Genomic DNA, 18,390 nt, shown 5'->3' on the forward strand with positions numbered 1-18,390 from the left:
TGCTTCCTCCTTATTTCTTACCCGTTACTACTGTAAATGATCTTTTTTCACCTGGTTTTAATGTTATCAGTGTATCAGTTTTCTTAGCTGCCAGAAATCCTTCTGGACGGCACGTTGCCGGAAGTACAAACGCTGCAACCTGCTGATCTGGATTGTGAAGAATCCATCTTGTTGCATAATTCAACTCTGCTGTTGAAAAGCTTGTGAAAAATGCAGTTCCGTCCGGTGAAGTGATTTCAAATTCGGCTTGCTCGCCATATTGGTTAAGTTTATCGGCAAAGAAGACAATTTCAGGATCATACATTTCAGGCTGATCCAGTTTTTCAAGGCTGGCTTCACCGTTACGAAGGGCGGAATTGTATGACAGCCATTTTTCAGTAGGATTCACATGTTCTGGAATCGATTCCCTAAGCGCAAAAGCATCAACCGGTATATTTTGTTTGAATTCACCTTGATCTAAATAAGCATAATTTGTATGACACATATATTGAAGCGGCATATTGGTTGCAGCAAGATTTTCTACTTCCATATTCATTTCAATGTATGTTTCCTTGGCATACATCTTAACGCTTGGTTTTGCCATGTAATGATGCCCAAATCCCATAACATATTCAGTAGATCCGCAAATCTTTACATGGTCATTTGCAACTTCCAGCCAAGCATGATCCATATCCGCACATGGCATTTCACCATGCAGGGGATGATCATCTTTGGGTGCTGGGCAGCCATTGCGAATTAAGCCTGAATGGAATGCGAAACAACCGTACGTACCGGTTATATCATCTGCCTTCTTAGGCTCCTGGAACATATTTTTCATTTTTAAATCGACTTGATCGAATTCAAGATCCCAAATCATTTGACCATAATAGGGAAGCACTGTCATTTTACCGCGTGAGTTCAAGAGTTCAATAGCTTCAATCCCAGATGAGTATTTAAACAAGGTAATGGAAAAATCATCGTTGCTGAAAATTACATTTTTGTTGTCTTTGAAAAAATCACGCTGTAATTTTATAGTTCCGGTCATATGAAGCATCCTTTCTGCATGAACAAAAGGGCAGTACAATGGATGTTAATCTTGCACTGCCCAAATGATCTTTATCATTATTTATTGAGCTTTTAAATTTGTAGCTTCTGGAACTGATTCTTTAACACTTTGCTGATTTTTCATTTCGTTATAGAAGTAGTAAGCAATATAAATGAAACATGCTGCAGGTACGATAAACGCTGTTTGCAATGATCCGAGCATGTCCGAAACGACACCGTGGATAGCAGGAACGACTGCACCGCCAATGATTGCCATTACGAGTATGGCACCAGCCATCTCTGTATATTTTTTGTCTTTAATTACTTCGAGTGTTTCTGCATAAATCGTCGGCCAGCAAGGTCCCATCAATACACTTACAGCTATGGCCCCGTACACCGCTGTCATATTTGGTACAAAGGAAACGTAGAACAATAGCAAAGCGCCGATAACCGAATATAAGAATAATACTTTAGACGGTGAGAACCGGGTCATCAAGAAATTGGCTATGAACTTACCAGCGAAATAAGCAATAAAACTGTAAATCATAAAGTTCGATGCATTACGTTCGTTAAGTGTAGAATCCAAGTTCAGTGCAAGACGAATCGTAAAGGACCAGACTGTAACTTGCAATCCAACATATAAGAACTGAGCAATAATTCCTTTACGGTAACGTTTGTTGGAACCAAGGTGATGCAATGTTTCTTTTATACTCGGTGATTCTTGTTCCCCTGCGCTATTTGTCGGTTTACATGCAGGGAACTTCGTAATGATAAATAAAATAAGAACTACGATGAGTACGAAAATCATGTATTTATATGGCTGTAGAGTATGCTGCAGCATCTCCAGTCCGAATGCTTTTGCCTCTGCAGGGGACATGTTCGCCATCTGTGCCTCTAAGTTAGCCCCTTCTTGGAAAACAAGGTATTTCCCTAAAAGAATTCCTGCGATTGCTCCGATCGGGTGGAATGTTTGACTGATATTTAACCGGAGAATCGAAAATTTACGCGGTCCGATCATGGAACTGTACGTATTAGCAGCAGTCTCCAGAAATCCTAAGCCGATTGCAATTGAGAACAACGCGAACAAAAACATGGTATACGTTGCAATGTGCGAAGCTGGGAAAAATAGAGCACAGCCTGCGATATAAAAAATTAATCCGATAATGATCCCTAATTTGTAGGTGGTCTTTTTTATTATGATTGAAGCAGGAATCGCAATTAGAAAATATCCGCCGTAGAACGCACTTTGGACTAAAGCGCTCGCAAAATCACTTAGTTCAAATACATGTTTGAATTGTGTGATAAGAATATCATTTAAGCTTGCTGCTGCAGCCCATAAAGGGAATAGAAAGGATAGTAAAATGAACTGGAAGATAGGGGTTTTGTTCAAATATCCATCAGGCAATTGGATCAGGTTTTTCATAGTAGACATCTCCTTTATTCTCGTTAGTTAAGCGCTTTCAAAAATGTTTTTATATGGATTGAATAGTAAATCCTGACATAGTAAATTTATTAGAATTCTGAATATTAAAAAATGTAAACGTTTAGAAAAATTGACAGTTGCTTGCAGGCATTAAGTTAGCCTGCAGGAATCTCTAATTTTTAATTCGGGTGATAGCATGTATTCCCGCTTTGGGACGTTTCCTTTAAAGGAAATCCGTTCATGCAGCAGCTGGAAAGCTAATTCTCCAAGCGTATTCATTGGCCGTGCGACAACAGTCAGTTTTGGGTTCATAAAAGTAGCGATATCAATGTCATCAAAACCAATAAATGAAACTTCTTTACCGAGTATCCAGTTTAAGTCTTGCAGAGCTTTGACAGAACCGATCGACATTAAGTTGTTTGATGAGAAGATGGCTGTTGGCCGCTCATCTAATGAAAAGAGTTCTTTTGTTCCTTCATAACCGCTTTGTTCTTGAAAATCCCCGTGAATGACATATTGTTCATTAAACGGAATACCATAATCATCTAGCGCTTTTTTGTATCCGATTAATCTCTTGAATGCAGGTGTCGTGTTTAAAGGACCACAAATAATTGCAATTTTTTTATGACCTTGAAGAATCAAATGCTGTACCGCTTGATATGTGCCTTTTTCATTGTCGACTAAGACCGTATCCACATTTAAATTTTGAATGCTTCTGTCAACGGCTACAATAGGTATTCTTTGATTTTCAAGTACCTTAAGATGGTCACTGTCTTCGTTAGCCGTCGTAATGATCACACCATCCACACCGCGTTCTATGAAGTTTTTAACGATTTCTTCTTCGACCACCTGAGATTCACTTGTACTGCTGAGTATTGTAAAATAACCTTTTTCACGTGCTTTTTGTTCAATACCCGCCATTACGATAGGGAAAAAAGGGTTCTTTATATCCGGAACAATGACTCCGACTGTCTTTGTTTCTTTCTTTTTCATGGTTCTAGCTGCAGCGTTCCGAATGTAGCCAAGTTCATTAATTGCTTTTTGGATTCTGTCTTCTGTTTTCTTTCTGACGCCTCCCTGATTATTAATGACTCTTGAAACAGTTGCAATGGAAACATTGGCAAGTTTTGCTACCGCCTGAATATTTGGTTTTGATTCCATAGTCTATTCCCCTAAATGTAAACGTTTAGATTTTTATTGCTTGGAAATAAGTTAACACCGATTGAGCATGAATGCAAGGATTTTTTGTATGCGCTTTCAAAAAAACGTTATTTCAGAAAAAAGAATGAAATGTAACGAAATATCCAAACTACAAATGAAGTATAAAAAAATAGCAAAGGAGTATGACGATGAAAAATAAAATAATAGGCTTGCTGATGGTATTCGTAATCAGCTTTCCACTGCTCATTATACCGCATCAAGCAGAAGCACAGCAGAGGGCACAAGGGCAATGTTTCAGCCAGAACGCGATTGATTTATATTCTGAACAAAGAAGAGAATGGAAGAACCATGTCTTTTGGACAAAAAGTTATGTAGTGAGCGCATTAGGAGACCTAAAAGATAAAGATGCCAACTTAAAACGACTGCTGCAAAACCAAGTGGACATCGGAAATACAATCAAACCTTTTTATGGTGATGCTACAGGAAATCAGTTATCAAAGCTTCTAACAGAGCATATTGTCATTGCTGGAAAGTTAGTGGATGCATTGAAAAAAGGTGATCAAGCAAGTGCTCACAAGCTGAATGCAGATTGGTATAGAAATGCTGATGATATCGCAAAATTCATGAGCAAAATCAATCCAAACTGGAAAGAGAAGAAGATGAAAGACTTGCTTTACATGCATTTGAAGCTTTTAACAGACCAAGTAGCGGCAAGGCTTAAAGGGGATTGGGAAGGCGAAATCAAAGCATTTGATGCAGGAGAAAAACACATCATGGTTTTAGCAGACGAGATTACGAATGGAATCATGAAACAGTTTCCGAGAAAGTTTAGATAAAATAAACTCACACGGATGCTGAAAACTTGGAAAAGGAAAGGGGCTGGCTGCAGCCTCTCTCCTTATTATTGATTATGCCTTTTTTTAGTTGAAACACGAATCCCCATAAAACACTCTTGACGCCACATAAAAATGATGTGAAGCCCCATAAACAACTCACGAACCCACATTAACATCTCATGAAGTCACATAAACCACTTTTTCGACTAATCTGACACTTCCAAACAGAAAAAGAAACCAAAACCTCTGTTTTGGCTTCCTTATTGAACATATAAAGCGCACATATCTGAATGAGTAAAAGCCAAGTCGCAATCAAGTAATTGCGATGAAGAAGATGTCCCGAGTTTTTATGCGTTGCCACTTATTACTTATTATTTATTTATCTTAGTGATCGCGCTTTTCATTCATTGATTTCAGTGCGTTACGGTAATCGTCGTCTTTCATTGAATTTGTTTTTGGTTTTTCTTCTGCTGAGGCGGGCTGTGCTGATTTTAGCCGTTTCAGAGCATTTCGGTATTCTTGGTCGTCCATCGTGTTCGGGTCTTTTTCAGTCGCTTTTTCTTGGACTGTCTCTGCTTCTCCTTTTCGTGAAGCTTCTGTTACCGGTTCTTCTGAAACTGAATCATGAGACATTATCTCTTCATCAGCAAGCTTCGTGCCTCTGCTTTTAGCAGAAAGTGCCCGCGTGTTAATTACAATCAAGACTGCAATGATAATCACGGCGACTACAAAAAGTAATATGCCGATCATTGATTCATCACCTACCGTTTCGTAAATTGCTGTGCTACTTTTGCTACCCGCTCTCCCAATGCACGTCCAAGAGCTTGGTCGTCTTCGGTAATAAATTCATCCGCTTCTATCGGACAAGTTATGCCAACGCCATAATAAGATCCGTACAGCGCGTTTTCAGGGACATTTCCTGGAAGTCCCGCAATGATCATACCTTGGTGCAGCATTGGAGTAATCAGGTTTAAGAGAGTAGCTTCCAAACCACCATGAGTTGTGGCTGTTGTACAGAATACAGCGCCTACTTTGTTAATCAGCTTTCCTTCAGCCCATAGATAGCCAAGCTTATCAATCCAGCTTTTTAATCCTGAACTGATGGTGCCGAAATGTCCGGGGCATCCCCAGATAATCGCATCCATTTCTGGAAGGGTATAAACATCTGCTTCATCTACATGCTGGAGGTAGACTTCAGCTCCGTTCACGATCTGTGCTCCAGCTGCGATGGACTCTGCAAGTGCTTTTGTATGACCGCCTTCACTATCGTAGACAATACATATTTTCATGAAACTTTCCTCCAAATCTTTGTAGAGTTACGTGTTAGGATACATTTTTAGGCGATGGCAGCAAAAGAACTTCATCTTTCTGTGGTGTTGCTGCAGCTGCTTTTGCCTTGTCTTTCCGAACATCTCTAAGAAAAAAGCTCAAAATGAGACCAATTGCAGAAATGACGGTTGCCCAGATAAAGGCATCATTAATGCCATATACACTGGATTGCTGACTTGCTTTACCGAACAGGATCTTTGCTGCTTGCTGCTGAGCTTGAGCCAAAGGAAGATGCAGGCTCATAGCTATTTTTTGAACAAATTCATTAAATGAGTTCATAAAGAATGGATCCGCCGTATTCATGGACGTTTGCATTTCATTCATGTGAAAAGTGGTACGGTTTGTAAAGATCGTCGTAATCAGACTGATACCGATTGAACCTGAGACTTGTCGCAGTGTATTGGACATAGACGTTCCATGGCTGCTCAAATGCTTCGGGAGCTGGTTTAAGCCGGCAGTCATGATTGGCATCATTAAGAATGACATTCCAAACATACGAAACATGTAAATCACTACAATGAACGAGAATGGCGTTTCCATTGTCAGTCTAGTAAATAAATAAGTGGTCACCGTTGTAATCGCCATCCCGAAGATCGCAAGAGGACGTGGTCCCACTTTATCAAACAGAATTCCTGAAACAGGCGACATGATCAGCATGATGATTGCACCCGGCAGCAATAGCAGCCCTGAATCCAGAGGAGAATACCCGCGGAGTGACTGCAGGTAGATTGGAAGCAAAAACATGCCTGAAAATAAGCTGATGGTCAATACAATGTTAATAATCGCTGATAAGGAGAATATTCCGTAATTAAAAATCCGCATATCAAGCAGCGGTTTTTCAATACGAAGCTGTCTGATCGTAAATATGATAAGAAGGAACGCACCTGTAATCATTGTTGAAAGAACAATAAGATCATCCCAGCCATCGTTGCCTGCTTCGCTGAATCCATAGAGAAGAAGCGACATTCCTGCAAGGGACGTAAACACAGACAATCCGTCAACTTTAACCTTTTTAGGAGGCTGAATATCTTTCAAGCTGAAAAAGGCAAAGATCAGTACGATTCCTCCCAGTGGAACCATACCTGTAAAGAGAAGGTGCCAGTCATAGTTTTGTACGACCCATCCCGAAAGAGTAGGACCTACCGCTGGTGCAAACATCATGGCAAGACCGAAAATCCCCATTCCCTTCCCTCTGATTTCAGGAGGGAATATAAAGATAATGATCGTCATGACAAGTGGTGCGAGTACTCCTCCGCCAATGGCTTGGATCAAACGTCCGATCAGCATTACAGGGAATCCTGTTGCTATTCCGCAGATTAATGAACCAAGTGTGAAGCAGAACATAGCAAACAAAAATAGACGGCGGACCGCGAAACGTTCAATCAAAAAAGGTGACAATGGAATAAGTGCCCCATTTACCAGCATATATCCTGTCAATAACCATTGAGCCGTATTTGCTGAAACTCCGAATTCCGTAATTAAATGAGGAATCGCTACATTTAATAACGTCTGGTTCAAGATGGCAAGGAACAATCCAATCATCAGTATGACCAATAAAGGAATATATCGTGTTATATCATGTGAATCTTGCGGCTTTTGAAATTCGTTTGTCATTTATGTCTTCCTCCTTTCTAGAAAGTAAGGGCTCTAAACGATGATTATTTTTTAGAAATTTTCACTTCTGCGTTCATACCTGGCAATACTTTGTCTGTTGAATTTGTGATTGAAATTTTTACTGGTACCGTTTGAGTTACCTTTGTGTAGTTGGCGTCATCATTTGACTTAGGCATTAATGAGAATAGTGAGTTTGTAGCATAACCGATTTTTTCAACATTTCCGTCAAGTACAGTGTTTTCATCACCGTCAACGGTAATGTCCACTTGGTCACCTTCGTGAATGTCTTTTATCTCATCTTCTTTAATGTTGGCTATTACATAGAGCGCATCCATGTTTACTTCACTGGCAAGAGTCTGGCCCGCTTGAACCATTTGATCTGTGTTTGCTTGCTTCTTAATTATCGTTCCATCTGCAGGAGAAACGATTTCAGCTGTTTTTTCACCGGAAATGGTACCGATTTGATCAGCTTTCTTCACTGTCTTTCCTTCTTCAATGTTCCAGTCGGATAGTTTTCCGTTTGCAGGAGCGGTGATACTGAATAAATCACCTGTTACTTTAGCGTTATCTGTGGATACATAGTTACTGTTTTGTATATAGTAGTAAGTTCCTCCTGCAACAAGAGCAAGTACTACGATAAATGCGATGATGTTGGTAATGATTAAACGACCTCTAGACATTTAGTTGTCCTCCTTAATTATTAATATTGTTAAGTGTATGGTACAGCAACAGTTAAAGAATGGTACCACCTTTAAGAAATGTTCACTTTATCGCAAAGATACTTTATGATAAAGGTATTATACAAGAGAATACATTAACACAAACTAGTTGTATTGCACAACAAAAAAAGAAATAAATTTGTGAATGGATTGCATAAAGGAGATTTTTTAATGGACAGTGAATTACAAACTCAGATCGAGTTGCTTGACCATATTAAGGATACGATTTTTCGATCAAATAGATTATTTATTTCAAAACAAATTAAAACTTTTCCCTATCAATTAACCGCTACAAAGTATTCAGTGCTAAAATATCTATTTAATAAGCAGAAGTGTATGGTTGTTGATATTTCAAATACAATGGGGTTGACTTCCGGAGCTGCAACAACGCTGCTGAACCAGCTCGAGGACGTAGGTTTAATATGCCGATATCGTGATGAAAAGGATCGCAGGGTAGTCTGGATCAAGTTGTCAGAGGAAGGTGATTCATTGATTTCTGCTATTGTTGAAAAAAATAATCAATTTTGGGCGAAAATGCTTTCAATACTGACAAAGGAAGAACAAAATGAATACATCCGCTTATTAAAAAAAATAGAGTCAGGAATTGAGAGAGATTAATTTAACAAGAAGACGACTCAAAAGGAAATTAATCTATTGAGTCGTTTTTTGCTATTTTAAAGACCATTTTCCCACCTTTGCCGTCATTTTATTGAAAAACGGGACAGGACTTCTAGACTGCTCGTCAAAAGCTTATAAATCCATGGTGTTTCATCTTTTTAAGCTATCATTTTTATCTAATTCCACGGTAAAGCCAAATATATCCACGTTAATTTCAATAATTCCACGTTACTGTTAATGATCCGATTTCCAACAAAAAAATGACCGAAAAGATATTCGTCTTTTGGGTCATCCTCGTCATGGTTAGCATTTTTATATTCTTTTTAATCTTTGGTGCAGCAAGGGAGAACCTGATCATTTTAAGAGCAGGTTCTTTTAACTTTTATATTATTTCTTTTTATCATCTTTCTTTTTTTGTTTCTCTTTTTCGTCTATTGTACCTTGATTAAATGTATCATTAATTTGTTCATGAACGGTTTCTAAGTCTTTTTGCGTATCCGAATCCTTTTTCTTATCAGGTTCGTAATTGTTTTCAGCTACTTTTTCTGACTTTTTCGTCTGTGTATCTTTTTCTTTTTGTTTATCCATTTTTAGACCTCCTAGTGATTTACCTATTTAAATGATGGTCTATAATAGAATTCCCTTTAGGTGCTTACCTAAACATTTATATATTTAAAAGAAATCAATAAATGCTGTTGAATGCTTCGTAATGATTTTTTCAAGGATCTTTAATTTTTCAAAATTGCCCTTTAGTTCGCCGCATTCGTATAAAAATGCTGGTTTTTGTGCCCCGAGTAAAACAACAGTCAGTGTTTGGATGTCGAGTTGAAGATCACCACCGCTGGATGTTTCTCGGTCGAAAGAAATAGCTTCTGGACTGACTGTTATTGTACCGTTGTTCCACTCGGCTTTTTCATCTTTCACGGAAAGAGTGAAAGAATCGCCAGTTTCATTAAATGGATATTGTTTCAAAAAGCCTTCCACATCAACAATTCTTGCCATAAAATACGGATAGGTTTCCTGCTGAATTCTTGGATTCCTCAACAAAAAGGGAAGCTGGTCAGATGACGGAGCTACGATTTTTATTTTATCGACCATCGAATCATGCTGCGCAATGAAGTTCCAAAGTGCGCGTCTAGCAGTCTCCGTAACATAAACAAATTCCTGAACGTCCAATAATCTCTCTGCCGCTTTACAGCATAAATATCCTTGTGGTTCACCATGTTCATCACAATATAAAATTCGGTTATATCCTTCCGTAAATACATGATTGTCCCACCAATAGTCAGGACGAATGAGCAAGTGGTTATATTTCTTAAACCATTGTTCATAAACGGTATTTAATAGAGCGTTTCCATCTGATTTGCTTAAACGAATTACTTTTCCAGGGACATCTGAATATCGAAACAGGTCGTTTTTTTCAAGGGTGTATTTGTTAACAGATGCTGTAAGTTCCCACCCAAACCGGCGATAAAATTCAATGTTAAAGGGATGAAGCAAACTGATGGTTTGTCCATTTTCTTTCATGATCTGTAAAGCTTGCTTCAATAATCGTGTGACAGAGCCTTTGCGCCGGTGTTCAGGCCATGTAGCCACTCCTGCAATTCCGCCCATAGAGAAGCGCTGATCCTCAATGTTTGTCTCTAGTGAAAGAATGTGCAGTTTAGAGATAAGTTCATCGTCCTCTTCAAACTCTCCCCAAATTTCGTGCCTATTAAGCATTTCATATCGCTTTTCAAGGTCTTCTTGTTTTACTTTGTATTGAAAAGCATACTCTGATAGCTGTATTGCTCGGTCTAATTCATTTTCTGAAAGTTTTCTTATGATCATTGCCGACACCCTCCCTTGATTCCTTTATTTTACAGGTTATGGTTGAATGGAGGGAAGTGAAATGTATGAATTTATCTCATGAAATGTCTAATCCGTGGTAAGCTAAAATCAAATTTTACAAATCCATATAAAAATATAGAGGTTAAAATGAGGATTCAAAAATATATCAGTTTAACTGGTTTCTGTTCGAGAAGGGAAACGCAGCGTCTCATCCAAGCGGGCCGCATCACAATAAACGGACATTTATGTAATAAAGATTCGGTTGTGGAAGATGGAGATACTGTGTTGATCGATAACAAATCCATACCAACGAAACAAATGATGATTTATATCGCTTATCATAAACCGGTCGGAATCATCTGTACGTCAAACCCAGAGATTGAAGGCAATATATTTGATGCAGTTCCATCAGCAGAGAGGATTTTTCCGGTAGGGCGCTTAGATAAAGATTCGCAAGGTTTACTATTGCTGACGAATGATGGAGAGTTGGCTAACCGCATTTCGCAGGCAGATTACGGTCATGAAAAAGAGTATGAAGTAACGGTAGATCAACCGGTCACAGATCTTTTTCTTGATAAAATGGCGGATGGAGTTGCGATATTAGATACGGTGACGAAAACTGCTAAAACGGGTAAGGTGAGCAAATATGTTTTTCGTATCACCTTAACGCAAGGATTGAACCGTCAAATAAGAAGAATGTGCAAAACATTAGGTTATGAAGTTGAAAAGTTAGAACGAATAAGGATTATGAACATTTGGCTTGGTGAGTTACAGATCGGGAGCTGGAGAGAACTGGAGAAACAAGAAGTAGAAGAACTAAAGCTTCAGCTAGCAAATAAATAAAAATGATATAAAAGCTGCTCAAAGAAATGCCACTTTGAACAGCTTTTTTTCTTAAAGCAATTCTTGAATGTGTTTTTCAATCGTTTCTGGTTTATCTGTAGGGGCGAACCTTTTAACTACATTACCTTCTCGATCTACCAGAAACTTTGTGAAATTCCATTTAATCGCCTTTGAGCCTAACAATCCAGGAGCTTCTTTTGTTACAAGTTTGAATAAGGGATGTGCGTTCTCCCCATTAACGTCCACTTTTGCAAACAACGGAAAGTTTACTCCAAAATTCAATTGGCAAAACTCTTGAATTTCATCGCTTGTTCCAGGTTCTTGTGCACCAAACTGGTTGCAAGGAAATCCAAGTACAGCAAGTCCTTTGTCATTGTATTTTTCATAAAGAGACTGAAGACCATCGTACTGAGGTGTAAAACCGCATTTGCTCGCTGTATTGACAATTAGCATCACTTTTCCTTTATAGGGATCCAGCGTTTTTTCTTCTCCTTTAATCGTTTGTACGGGGATATCATAAATAGACATGTGTTACGTCTCCTTTTTTATATATGTTTTACAACTTTATCATACCTTGTATCGTCAGCGCTTTCATACATACTGCTCAAAATGGTAAAATTAGGTGACTAAAAAGGGGGATACCATAAATGGATGTAGTGTTTCATGTGGAACATAAGGTCTTTAATTACCGTACGGCCGGTGTTTTCATCGAAAATAATCATGTTCTAATACACCGTTCTAAACGAGAAACGCATTGGTCTTTGCCAGGCGGCAGAGTTAAGCTTGGAGAGGATGCGAAGTCTAGTTTAAAGCGGGAAATGCAAGAAGAGTTAGCATTAAAAGTGGATGTAACTCGCCATCTGTGGACAGTGGAAAACTTTTTTACATACAATCAAAAAGAGATTCATGAAATTGGACTTTATTTTAGCGTGAAAGCAGAACAAATTCTGCCCTTTCATGACGGGAAAGAGTTTACTGTAGAAGAAGCAGATCGTCTTGTATTTAAATGGGTGCCGCTTCAAATGCTGAATGATTATGATTTAAACCCGACGATTGTGAAAAATAAGCTGCTTTCTGGTTCACTAGAATCGGATTACTTCTTTGTGAGCGAATGGCAGAGAGTTTAACCAGTCAAATGGTTATTAAATAATGATGAATTGAAGTTTAAAAGAGGCTGTCCAAAAGGTTGTTCTTAAGACGACACTTTAGAGATAGCCTTTTTTTATTGATTGGAGCATTTTTACGATAAGTGTTCTTTGGTTTATTACATGATTCCACACAAAAATACTGTTTTCACTCTTGAAATTGCATTTTCCTAAATGATGAAATATTTTATCGGAAAACATATCACATATAGTGCTTATCCAAGTACCGCTTGAGCGAGTGTCCATGTGAGGTGAACAAATAGGTGATTTGTTTTTGTAGGGGGTCAGACCCCGGGTCTGACCCCTACTAAGCCTCAGGTCTTATTGGAAAATACAGCCAAGGTCAGTTTTGAGCTTCTTTGAATCGAGGTAAGCTAAGAGTACGAAAGGAGGAAGCCACTTATGAAAAAATTAGGCTTGCTTATTATTGGAGGAATTGCAGCAATCGTGCTGATGGCGAACTTAGGTCCGATGGTCGGACTTGCGATTGGTCTTGCTGTTATGTATTACGGATTTAAGAAATGTACCCGTGCTGAAACAGGAGGAAAGAAATTTTGGTGGGGAGCTCTTGCGGTTGTTGGATTATGCATCTCTGTTGCGAACCTGCCAGCGATTTTAGGGGCAGTTGCCATTTATGTATTATATATCGTGTACAAAAAATGGAACAACAAAGAATCAATCCATGAGCCACATGACAACGACCCATTCACAAATTTTGAAAGAGAATGGTCGAAGTTAAAAAACAGCTAAGTAACTTGTTCAATTTAAAAAAGAAAAAAGGAGCTACCAAAAATGAATTTATTAGAAAGAATTAAAAACACAATCGCGGCGGATTTTCACGAAGTACTGGATCAAAAAGAATCAAAAAATCCATTATCTCTATTGAATCAATATTTAAGACAGTGTGAGCAAGAAGTAAATAAAACTCGTAAGCTAGTGGAGCGTCAGCAGCTTTTGAAAGATCAGTTTGACCGTGAGAGAAAAGAAGCGGAAGAAAAAGCAGCAATGCGTACCCGTCAAGCAGAACTGGCTCAGCAAGCAAATGAACAAGAACTTTACCAATTTGCTATCCAGGATAAAGAACAGCATGAAGCTCGTGCTCGTTTGCTAAAAGAATCTGCAGCAACAGCTGAAAAGGACTTAACGGAGCTCGAACAAAAATATGAGCAGATGAAACATAAATTAAAAGATATGGAAATTAAGCGAATGGAATTAATGGGCCGAGAGAACGTAGCAAGAGCTCATAAAAAAATGGACCGTGTATTAGAACCTTCTAACTCTCTAAAAAATTCCGTATTTCGTTTTGAGGAACTTGAGAATTACATGGACCGCCTGGAGCAAAAAGTGAATGCAGAATACCATGCGAGCACGATGGAAGCAAAGTTAGCGAAACTAGAAAAAGATTGGAAAAAAGAAGAAACATCTACTACCGTTTAACCCAGTATGTGATACGATTAAATAGAAAACGAGGCGCATTCACTGCGCCTTTTACCTATGAAACTTAGAAGAGAGTGAATGCGAATGCCTATAAAAAAGAAAAACGATTTTATCAGCTGGATGCTTCTGATTTCCTGTGTATTGCTGCTTTTAGAAGCCAGTTTTAATGGAGAAGGTATCGTGTTCACTGTCTTATTCAGTGCAGCACTTATTTATTTTGGACGCAAAAAAATGCCGAAACGCCTTGGAAAGTTAATGTTTTGGGCAGGAATGCTTATTCTATTAATCAGCATCCTCAATTTATATGCGTTTAAATTTTTGTTAGTGGCTATCATTCTTTATATCATTGTTCAATTTTATCAATCAAAACAAAATCCCATTGTGATAAATCCTCAATTAGAAAAATCAACAACGGATTCAACGGAAGAACTTTTTATTAAAAAACCCCTATTGAAAAATATAGGATTTGGACAGCAACAGACGGCTGACCATGTTTATGAATGGAGTGACATCAACATACAATGCGGTGTTGGTGATACAGTAATTGATTTAAGCCAGACCATTCTGCCGCATGGGGAATCAGTTATATTCATAAGAGGGTTGATCGGAAACATTTCCATATTAATCCCTTATGAAATTGAAATAGCCGTTAGCCATTCAGGAATAGCGGGCAATACGACAATATTTGAGCATCATGATCCAAAGATGTTTAATCAGAATATGTTTTTTCGTACAAAAAATTATATAGAATCTGAGAAAAAACTGAAGATCATGACAAGCTTAATAGCAGGAAGTCTGGAGGTGAAACGGGTATGAGTACCGTTCTGCGTCACATGCTTTCCAGCCTTATATTAGCGTTTGGTATCCTTGTCTTATTAGGATCTATCGTTTATTTCCTCTTTCCGATTGATGACTGGACATTTTTATTAAAAGAAAGTTTATTAGATTTTCCGCTCGCGTTCGTCATTCCATTCTTTGTGTTTATTCTAGGCGCCTTTTTCGGATTAAATTCAGGGATTTCTTCTCGAAAACAATTAAACATGATTGATCAGACATTAAAGTCTATTGAAGATGGAAGGCAAGTCAATATAAAAGAATTATCCGGTCTTGAACTGCGAGCAATCACAAAACGCATAGAAGGAATTCAGCGTCAGCTCGGGGAAAAAATCCGCCAGTCTCAGAAGATGGCAACTGAAAAAGCAGTCGACCAGGAAAAGCGGATTCAAGAAATTATCTCGCAAGAAAGGCACCGTCTAGCTAGGGAACTGCATGACTCCGTTTCTCAGCAGCTATTTGCAGCCAGCATGATTCTTTCTGCGATCAACGAAGTTCGAGAGGAAACCGAGACCCGTGAATCAAAGCAATTAAAAATGGTTGAAGAAACAATACATCAAACACAGTTAGAAATGAGAGCACTTTTGCTGCATCTTCGTCCTGCAGCATTAAACGGAAAGTCACTTCAAAAAGGAATGGAAGAACTGCTGCAAGAGCTGCTTCAAAAAGTTCCGATCGAACTGAAATGGAAAATTGAAACGATCCCGCTTGATAAAGGGGTAGAAGATCATCTGTTTCGTATTTTACAAGAATCGGTTTCCAATATTCTTCGGCATGCGAAAGCGAATCAAGCGCAAATTTTACTAGTGCAAAGAGACGATCTTATCATTCTGCGGATAGAAGATGATGGTGTTGGTTTTGTGCTGAATCAAGAAAAAGCGGGCTCCTACGGATTGCAGAATATGCATGAGCGAGCAGCTGAAATTGGAGGTACGCTTAAAATCGTAAGTTTACCAGGTGAAGGTACTCGTCTTGAAGTGAAAGTTCCTATTTTATCAGCAGGAGAGGATAAAGCATGATCAAAGTATTGTTAGTAGATGATCACGAAATGGTTCGGATTGGGGTTTCTGCCTACCTTTCAGCCCAGCCGGATATCGAAGTAACGGGTGAAGCAGAGAATGGAAGGGTTGCCGTTGAACGGGCACTTGAGTTAAAGCCAGATATCATTTTGATGGACCTTGTGATGGATGAAATGGATGGGATTGAAGCAACAAGACAGATCACACATTCTTGGCCAGAAGCAAAAATCATTGTCGTAACAAGCTTTTTGGATGATGAAAAAGTGTATCCTGCTCTAGAAGCCGGAGCGGCGAGCTATATGCTCAAAACATCTAAGGCAAGTGATATCGCACAAGCTGTTCGAGATACGTTTCACGGAAAATCGGTTCTCGAGCCTGAAGTGACGGGTAAGATGATGAGCAAGATGAGACAAAAACAAATACGAGAGCCGCATGAAGAACTGACTGCACGCGAGATGGAAATTTTATTGTTGATGACAAAAGGGAAAACGAATCAAGAAATCGCGGATGAGCTTTTTATCGCTCTAAAAACAGTAAAGGTTCATGTGAGTAATATTTTAAGTAAACTGGATGTTCAAGACCGTACACAAGCGGTGATCTACGCGTTTCACCATTCCCTTGTCTAGGATAATACAGCTCACTTATTTTCGGCTTTTATAGAAATATGCTGAAACGCGTGAAAATCAAATAACCCTAAGTCCGTCAATTTTATTTCAGGAATAACCGGCAGGGTTAAGAACGACAAAGTTAGAAAAGGATCGAAATTCCCTTTAAAATCAAGGTCGCTTAATTTTTGTTTCAGTGTAATGATTTCGTCGTTCACGATCTCAAAAGAACGATCTGCCATCAATCCAGCAATGGGGAGCGGGACAGATGCGAGGACTTTACAATTCTTTACGATCACGTACCCGCCTTGCATGTCATTTATCGCTTCAATCGCTGTCAGCATATCCTCATCGTTTGTTCCAGCAACAACTAGATTGTGTGAATCATGGGCAACCGTTGATGCAATTGCTCCTGTTTTTAATAAAAGTCCCTTCACAACTCCTAGTCCGATATTTCCAGTTCGATTATGGCGTTCTATGACTGCCATTTTCAACAAATCTTCTGTGATTGATGGCTGAAATACACCGTTTTGTACGCTTGCTGTTATGATTTTTTTCTTCGTTATCAGCTGATTTGGAATGATTTCTATCACATGAAAAGATTCTCCATCATCAACCTTTATACGTAAGTCTCCTGCCTTTACTGGAAGGAAATTTACAGATTTCATGAGGGATGAGGTGGGTTTTGCTGCACCTTTAAGCTTCACGATAAAATCACCGTTCGAAGCAACACACCTTCCTGATACAAACACATCACTGATTTGGATCGTCTCCAAGTCTTCAAGTAAAAGAAAGTCTGCCTGCAGCCCAGGTGAGATTGCTCCTTTATCATGTAATCCGTAACATTCTGCGGCGTTCAATGAAGCCATCTGTATCGCTTGAAGAGGGGAGATGCCTTCAGAAATAGCAAGCCTCACATTATGATCAACACTGCCTTCCGCTACAAGGTCATCCAAATGTTTATCATCCGTACAAAACAGAAATCGGCGTGCGTTCGAAGGAGTTACTGCTTTTATAAGAGGCTTTAAGTCTTTCGCTACCGAGCCTTCCCGAATTAAAACGTACATGCCGCGGCGGATGCGGTCTAATGCTTCTTCAGCTGTTGTGCATTCGTGATCTGTCGTAATTAGGGCGGATCTGTACACGTTTAAACCAGTTGAATCCAGACCTGCTCCATGTCCATCAATAGACGACGCCTGTTTTGCTGCAGAAATGATTTTAGCGAGCATATCTGAATTGCCGTTCAAGACAGCTGGATAATCCATAACTTCTGCAAGACCTAAAACACGCGGGTGTTTATAGAAAGAATTAAGATCTTGAGCAGTGAGTTCCGCTCCTGAATTTTCAAAAGGTGTCGCAGGTACAGATGAAGGGAGCATCACACGAACATCCAGTGGCAAACTCTCTGATTGCTGCAGCATAAATGATATACCTTCATTTCCTGATACATTTCCGATTTCGTGCGGGTCTGTTATAACAGTGGTTACACCATGAGAAAGAAGTACTTTGCAAAATTCGGCAGGCGTGACCATAGACGATTCAATATGAACGTGTCCATCGATGAAAGCTGGACATATATAACGTCCTTTCGCATCAATGGTTTGATGTCCTTCAAACTCTCCGATTCCCGCAAAATATCCGTCAACAACTGCAATATCTCCTTTTAAAATTGCAAGATTATATACATCAATAATCTTTCCGTTTTTGATGACGAGATCAGCAGGTATGCGTTTTGAACTTACATCAATCCGTCTCTTTAGACGATCTTGGTCCATTATGTAGTCTCCTTTTTACGCAGCGTTTTGTTTTATAGTATGTAATAGCGTTAAAAAGAAACCATTAATAAGGAATCTTGATTTTGAAGTTGGTGAAGTGGTGAGGATGTGTGGTGTCGAACTTTGTAGACTCGTGGTTATGTCCGAGGATAGTGTGGAATTGTTGAAATAAATGTGGG

At 39.0% G+C, this 18,390-nt stretch carries 20 protein-coding genes; 9 read left to right on the forward strand and 11 right to left on the reverse strand.

Annotated elements, in window-relative coordinates; all coding sequences use genetic code 11:
* Positions 1 to 10 precede the first annotated feature (10 nt).
* The 3 genes from RGB74_RS00420 to RGB74_RS00430 form a co-directional block, all read right to left on the reverse strand.
* A complete protein-coding gene (locus RGB74_RS00420) occupies positions 11 to 1,024 on the reverse strand; it encodes an aldose 1-epimerase family protein (RefSeq protein WP_310761023.1) in 1,014 nt (337 codons plus the stop codon).
* 81 nt (positions 1,025 to 1,105) lie between these two features.
* Positions 1,106 to 2,446 carry an L-fucose:H+ symporter permease gene (fucP, locus tag RGB74_RS00425; protein WP_310761024.1) on the reverse strand — a complete coding sequence of 447 codons (1,341 nt, stop codon included), beginning with the start codon at positions 2,444 to 2,446 and terminating at the stop codon, positions 1,106 to 1,108.
* 150 nt (positions 2,447 to 2,596) lie between these two features.
* Positions 2,597 to 3,607: a LacI family DNA-binding transcriptional regulator gene (locus tag RGB74_RS00430; RefSeq protein WP_310761026.1), complete on the reverse strand. Its 1,011-nt coding sequence runs from the start codon at positions 3,605 to 3,607 to the stop codon at positions 2,597 to 2,599.
* A gap of 188 nt (positions 3,608 to 3,795) precedes the next feature.
* On the opposite strand from RGB74_RS00430, the gene RGB74_RS00435 reads away from it, so the two are divergent.
* Entirely contained in the window at positions 3,796 to 4,443 is a 648-nt protein-coding gene (locus RGB74_RS00435) for a glycosyltransferase (RefSeq protein WP_310761027.1), read from the forward strand.
* Between the two features lie 384 nt (positions 4,444 to 4,827).
* Here RGB74_RS00435 and RGB74_RS00440 read toward each other — a convergent pair whose 3' ends face one another.
* From RGB74_RS00440 to RGB74_RS00455, 4 genes are read right to left on the reverse strand one after another with little or no spacing between them, the layout of a single operon-like run.
* A complete protein-coding gene (locus RGB74_RS00440) occupies positions 4,828 to 5,193 on the reverse strand; it encodes a hypothetical protein (RefSeq protein ID WP_310761028.1) in 366 nt (121 codons plus the stop codon).
* Positions 5,194 to 5,204: 11 nt separating this feature from the next.
* The gene (locus RGB74_RS00445) at positions 5,205 to 5,732 is read right to left on the reverse strand and encodes an NAD(P)H-dependent oxidoreductase (protein ID WP_310761029.1); all 528 of its coding nucleotides are present in this window, start codon (positions 5,730 to 5,732) and stop codon (positions 5,205 to 5,207) included.
* Positions 5,733 to 5,766: 34 nt separating this feature from the next.
* Positions 5,767 to 7,386: a DHA2 family efflux MFS transporter permease subunit gene (locus RGB74_RS00450; RefSeq protein ID WP_310761030.1), complete on the reverse strand. Its 1,620-nt coding sequence runs from the start codon at positions 7,384 to 7,386 to the stop codon at positions 5,767 to 5,769.
* Positions 7,387 to 7,430: 44 nt separating this feature from the next.
* A complete protein-coding gene (locus RGB74_RS00455) occupies positions 7,431 to 8,066 on the reverse strand; it encodes a biotin/lipoyl-containing protein (RefSeq protein WP_310761031.1) in 636 nt (211 codons plus the stop codon).
* A gap of 210 nt (positions 8,067 to 8,276) precedes the next feature.
* Between RGB74_RS00455 and RGB74_RS00460 the strand changes: the two genes are divergently transcribed.
* Positions 8,277 to 8,723 carry a MarR family winged helix-turn-helix transcriptional regulator gene (locus RGB74_RS00460; protein ID WP_310761032.1) on the forward strand — a complete coding sequence of 149 codons (447 nt, stop codon included), beginning with the start codon at positions 8,277 to 8,279 and terminating at the stop codon, positions 8,721 to 8,723.
* A 387-nt stretch (positions 8,724 to 9,110) separates the two neighbouring features.
* Here the strand turns inward: RGB74_RS00460 and RGB74_RS00465 are convergent, their stop codons facing one another.
* Together RGB74_RS00465 and eis are read right to left on the reverse strand one after the other, a co-directional pair.
* Positions 9,111 to 9,311: a DUF4025 domain-containing protein gene (locus tag RGB74_RS00465; protein WP_310761033.1), complete on the reverse strand. Its 201-nt coding sequence runs from the start codon at positions 9,309 to 9,311 to the stop codon at positions 9,111 to 9,113.
* Between the two features lie 84 nt (positions 9,312 to 9,395).
* Complete coding sequence (gene eis / locus RGB74_RS00470; protein WP_310761034.1) at positions 9,396 to 10,553, reverse strand: GNAT family N-acetyltransferase; 1,158 nt, start codon at positions 10,551 to 10,553, stop codon at positions 9,396 to 9,398.
* A gap of 147 nt (positions 10,554 to 10,700) precedes the next feature.
* On the opposite strand from eis, the gene RGB74_RS00475 reads away from it, so the two are divergent.
* On the forward strand, positions 10,701 to 11,396 hold the full coding sequence (locus RGB74_RS00475; RefSeq protein ID WP_310761035.1) for a pseudouridine synthase: 696 nt from the start codon (positions 10,701 to 10,703) through the stop codon (positions 11,394 to 11,396).
* Between the two features lie 51 nt (positions 11,397 to 11,447).
* On the opposite strand, the gene RGB74_RS00480 is transcribed toward RGB74_RS00475, so the two are convergent.
* Positions 11,448 to 11,924: a glutathione peroxidase gene (locus RGB74_RS00480; RefSeq protein WP_310761036.1), complete on the reverse strand. Its 477-nt coding sequence runs from the start codon at positions 11,922 to 11,924 to the stop codon at positions 11,448 to 11,450.
* A 119-nt stretch (positions 11,925 to 12,043) separates the two neighbouring features.
* Here RGB74_RS00480 and RGB74_RS00485 point away from each other — a divergent pair, with 119 nt between their 5' ends.
* The 6 genes from RGB74_RS00485 to RGB74_RS00510 all read left to right on the forward strand — a co-directional run bounded on the left by RGB74_RS00485 (position 12,044) and on the right by RGB74_RS00510 (position 16,457).
* Complete coding sequence (locus RGB74_RS00485) at positions 12,044 to 12,523, forward strand: NUDIX hydrolase (protein ID WP_310761037.1); 480 nt, start codon at positions 12,044 to 12,046, stop codon at positions 12,521 to 12,523.
* A gap of 420 nt (positions 12,524 to 12,943) precedes the next feature.
* On the forward strand, positions 12,944 to 13,291 hold the full coding sequence (locus RGB74_RS00490) for a lmo0954 family membrane protein (protein ID WP_310761038.1): 348 nt from the start codon (positions 12,944 to 12,946) through the stop codon (positions 13,289 to 13,291).
* Between the two features lie 42 nt (positions 13,292 to 13,333).
* Positions 13,334 to 13,978: a PspA/IM30 family protein gene (locus RGB74_RS00495; protein WP_310761039.1), complete on the forward strand. Its 645-nt coding sequence runs from the start codon at positions 13,334 to 13,336 to the stop codon at positions 13,976 to 13,978.
* Positions 13,979 to 14,062: 84 nt separating this feature from the next.
* Entirely contained in the window at positions 14,063 to 14,794 is a 732-nt protein-coding gene (gene liaF, locus RGB74_RS00500) for a cell wall-active antibiotics response protein LiaF (RefSeq protein WP_310761040.1), read from the forward strand.
* Positions 14,791 to 15,831: a sensor histidine kinase gene (locus RGB74_RS00505; RefSeq protein ID WP_310761041.1), complete on the forward strand. Its 1,041-nt coding sequence runs from the start codon at positions 14,791 to 14,793 to the stop codon at positions 15,829 to 15,831. Before liaF ends, RGB74_RS00505 begins: the two co-directional genes overlap by 4 nt.
* Complete coding sequence (locus tag RGB74_RS00510) at positions 15,828 to 16,457, forward strand: response regulator transcription factor (protein WP_310761042.1); 630 nt, start codon at positions 15,828 to 15,830, stop codon at positions 16,455 to 16,457. The genes RGB74_RS00505 and RGB74_RS00510 overlap by 4 nt, the downstream gene beginning before the upstream one ends.
* 11 nt (positions 16,458 to 16,468) lie before the next feature.
* On the opposite strand, the gene ade is transcribed toward RGB74_RS00510, so the two are convergent.
* A complete protein-coding gene (gene ade / locus RGB74_RS00515) occupies positions 16,469 to 18,211 on the reverse strand; it encodes an adenine deaminase (protein WP_310761043.1) in 1,743 nt (580 codons plus the stop codon).
* Between the last annotated feature and the right edge of the window lie 179 nt (positions 18,212 to 18,390).

This window comes from Bacillus sp. NEB1478, from assembly GCF_031582965.1.
GTDB lineage: Bacteria > Bacillota > Bacilli > Bacillales > Fictibacillaceae > Fictibacillus.

Coding starts and splice junctions, on each gene's coding strand:
- RGB74_RS00420 (WP_310761023.1), bottom strand. CDS start 1,024: ATGACCGGAACTATAAAATTACAGCGTGATTTTTTCAAAGACAACAAA.
- fucP (WP_310761024.1), bottom strand. CDS start 2,446: ATGAAAAACCTGATCCAATTGCCTGATGGATATTTGAACAAAACCCCT.
- RGB74_RS00430 (WP_310761026.1), bottom strand. CDS start 3,607: ATGGAATCAAAACCAAATATTCAGGCGGTAGCAAAACTTGCCAATGTT.
- RGB74_RS00435 (WP_310761027.1), top strand. CDS start 3,796: ATGAAAAATAAAATAATAGGCTTGCTGATGGTATTCGTAATCAGCTTT.
- RGB74_RS00440 (WP_310761028.1), bottom strand. CDS start 5,193: ATGATCGGCATATTACTTTTTGTAGTCGCCGTGATTATCATTGCAGTC.
- RGB74_RS00445 (WP_310761029.1), bottom strand. CDS start 5,732: ATGAAAATATGTATTGTCTACGATAGTGAAGGCGGTCATACAAAAGCA.
- RGB74_RS00450 (WP_310761030.1), bottom strand. CDS start 7,386: ATGACAAACGAATTTCAAAAGCCGCAAGATTCACATGATATAACACGA.
- RGB74_RS00455 (WP_310761031.1), bottom strand. CDS start 8,066: ATGTCTAGAGGTCGTTTAATCATTACCAACATCATCGCATTTATCGTA.
- RGB74_RS00460 (WP_310761032.1), top strand. CDS start 8,277: ATGGACAGTGAATTACAAACTCAGATCGAGTTGCTTGACCATATTAAG.
- RGB74_RS00465 (WP_310761033.1), bottom strand. CDS start 9,311: ATGGATAAACAAAAAGAAAAAGATACACAGACGAAAAAGTCAGAAAAA.
- eis (WP_310761034.1), bottom strand. CDS start 10,553: ATGATCATAAGAAAACTTTCAGAAAATGAATTAGACCGAGCAATACAG.
- RGB74_RS00475 (WP_310761035.1), top strand. CDS start 10,701: ATGAGGATTCAAAAATATATCAGTTTAACTGGTTTCTGTTCGAGAAGG.
- RGB74_RS00480 (WP_310761036.1), bottom strand. CDS start 11,924: ATGTCTATTTATGATATCCCCGTACAAACGATTAAAGGAGAAGAAAAA.
- RGB74_RS00485 (WP_310761037.1), top strand. CDS start 12,044: ATGGATGTAGTGTTTCATGTGGAACATAAGGTCTTTAATTACCGTACG.
- RGB74_RS00490 (WP_310761038.1), top strand. CDS start 12,944: ATGAAAAAATTAGGCTTGCTTATTATTGGAGGAATTGCAGCAATCGTG.
- RGB74_RS00495 (WP_310761039.1), top strand. CDS start 13,334: ATGAATTTATTAGAAAGAATTAAAAACACAATCGCGGCGGATTTTCAC.
- liaF (WP_310761040.1), top strand. CDS start 14,063: ATGCCTATAAAAAAGAAAAACGATTTTATCAGCTGGATGCTTCTGATT.
- RGB74_RS00505 (WP_310761041.1), top strand. CDS start 14,791: ATGAGTACCGTTCTGCGTCACATGCTTTCCAGCCTTATATTAGCGTTT.
- RGB74_RS00510 (WP_310761042.1), top strand. CDS start 15,828: ATGATCAAAGTATTGTTAGTAGATGATCACGAAATGGTTCGGATTGGG.
- ade (WP_310761043.1), bottom strand. CDS start 18,211: ATGGACCAAGATCGTCTAAAGAGACGGATTGATGTAAGTTCAAAACGC.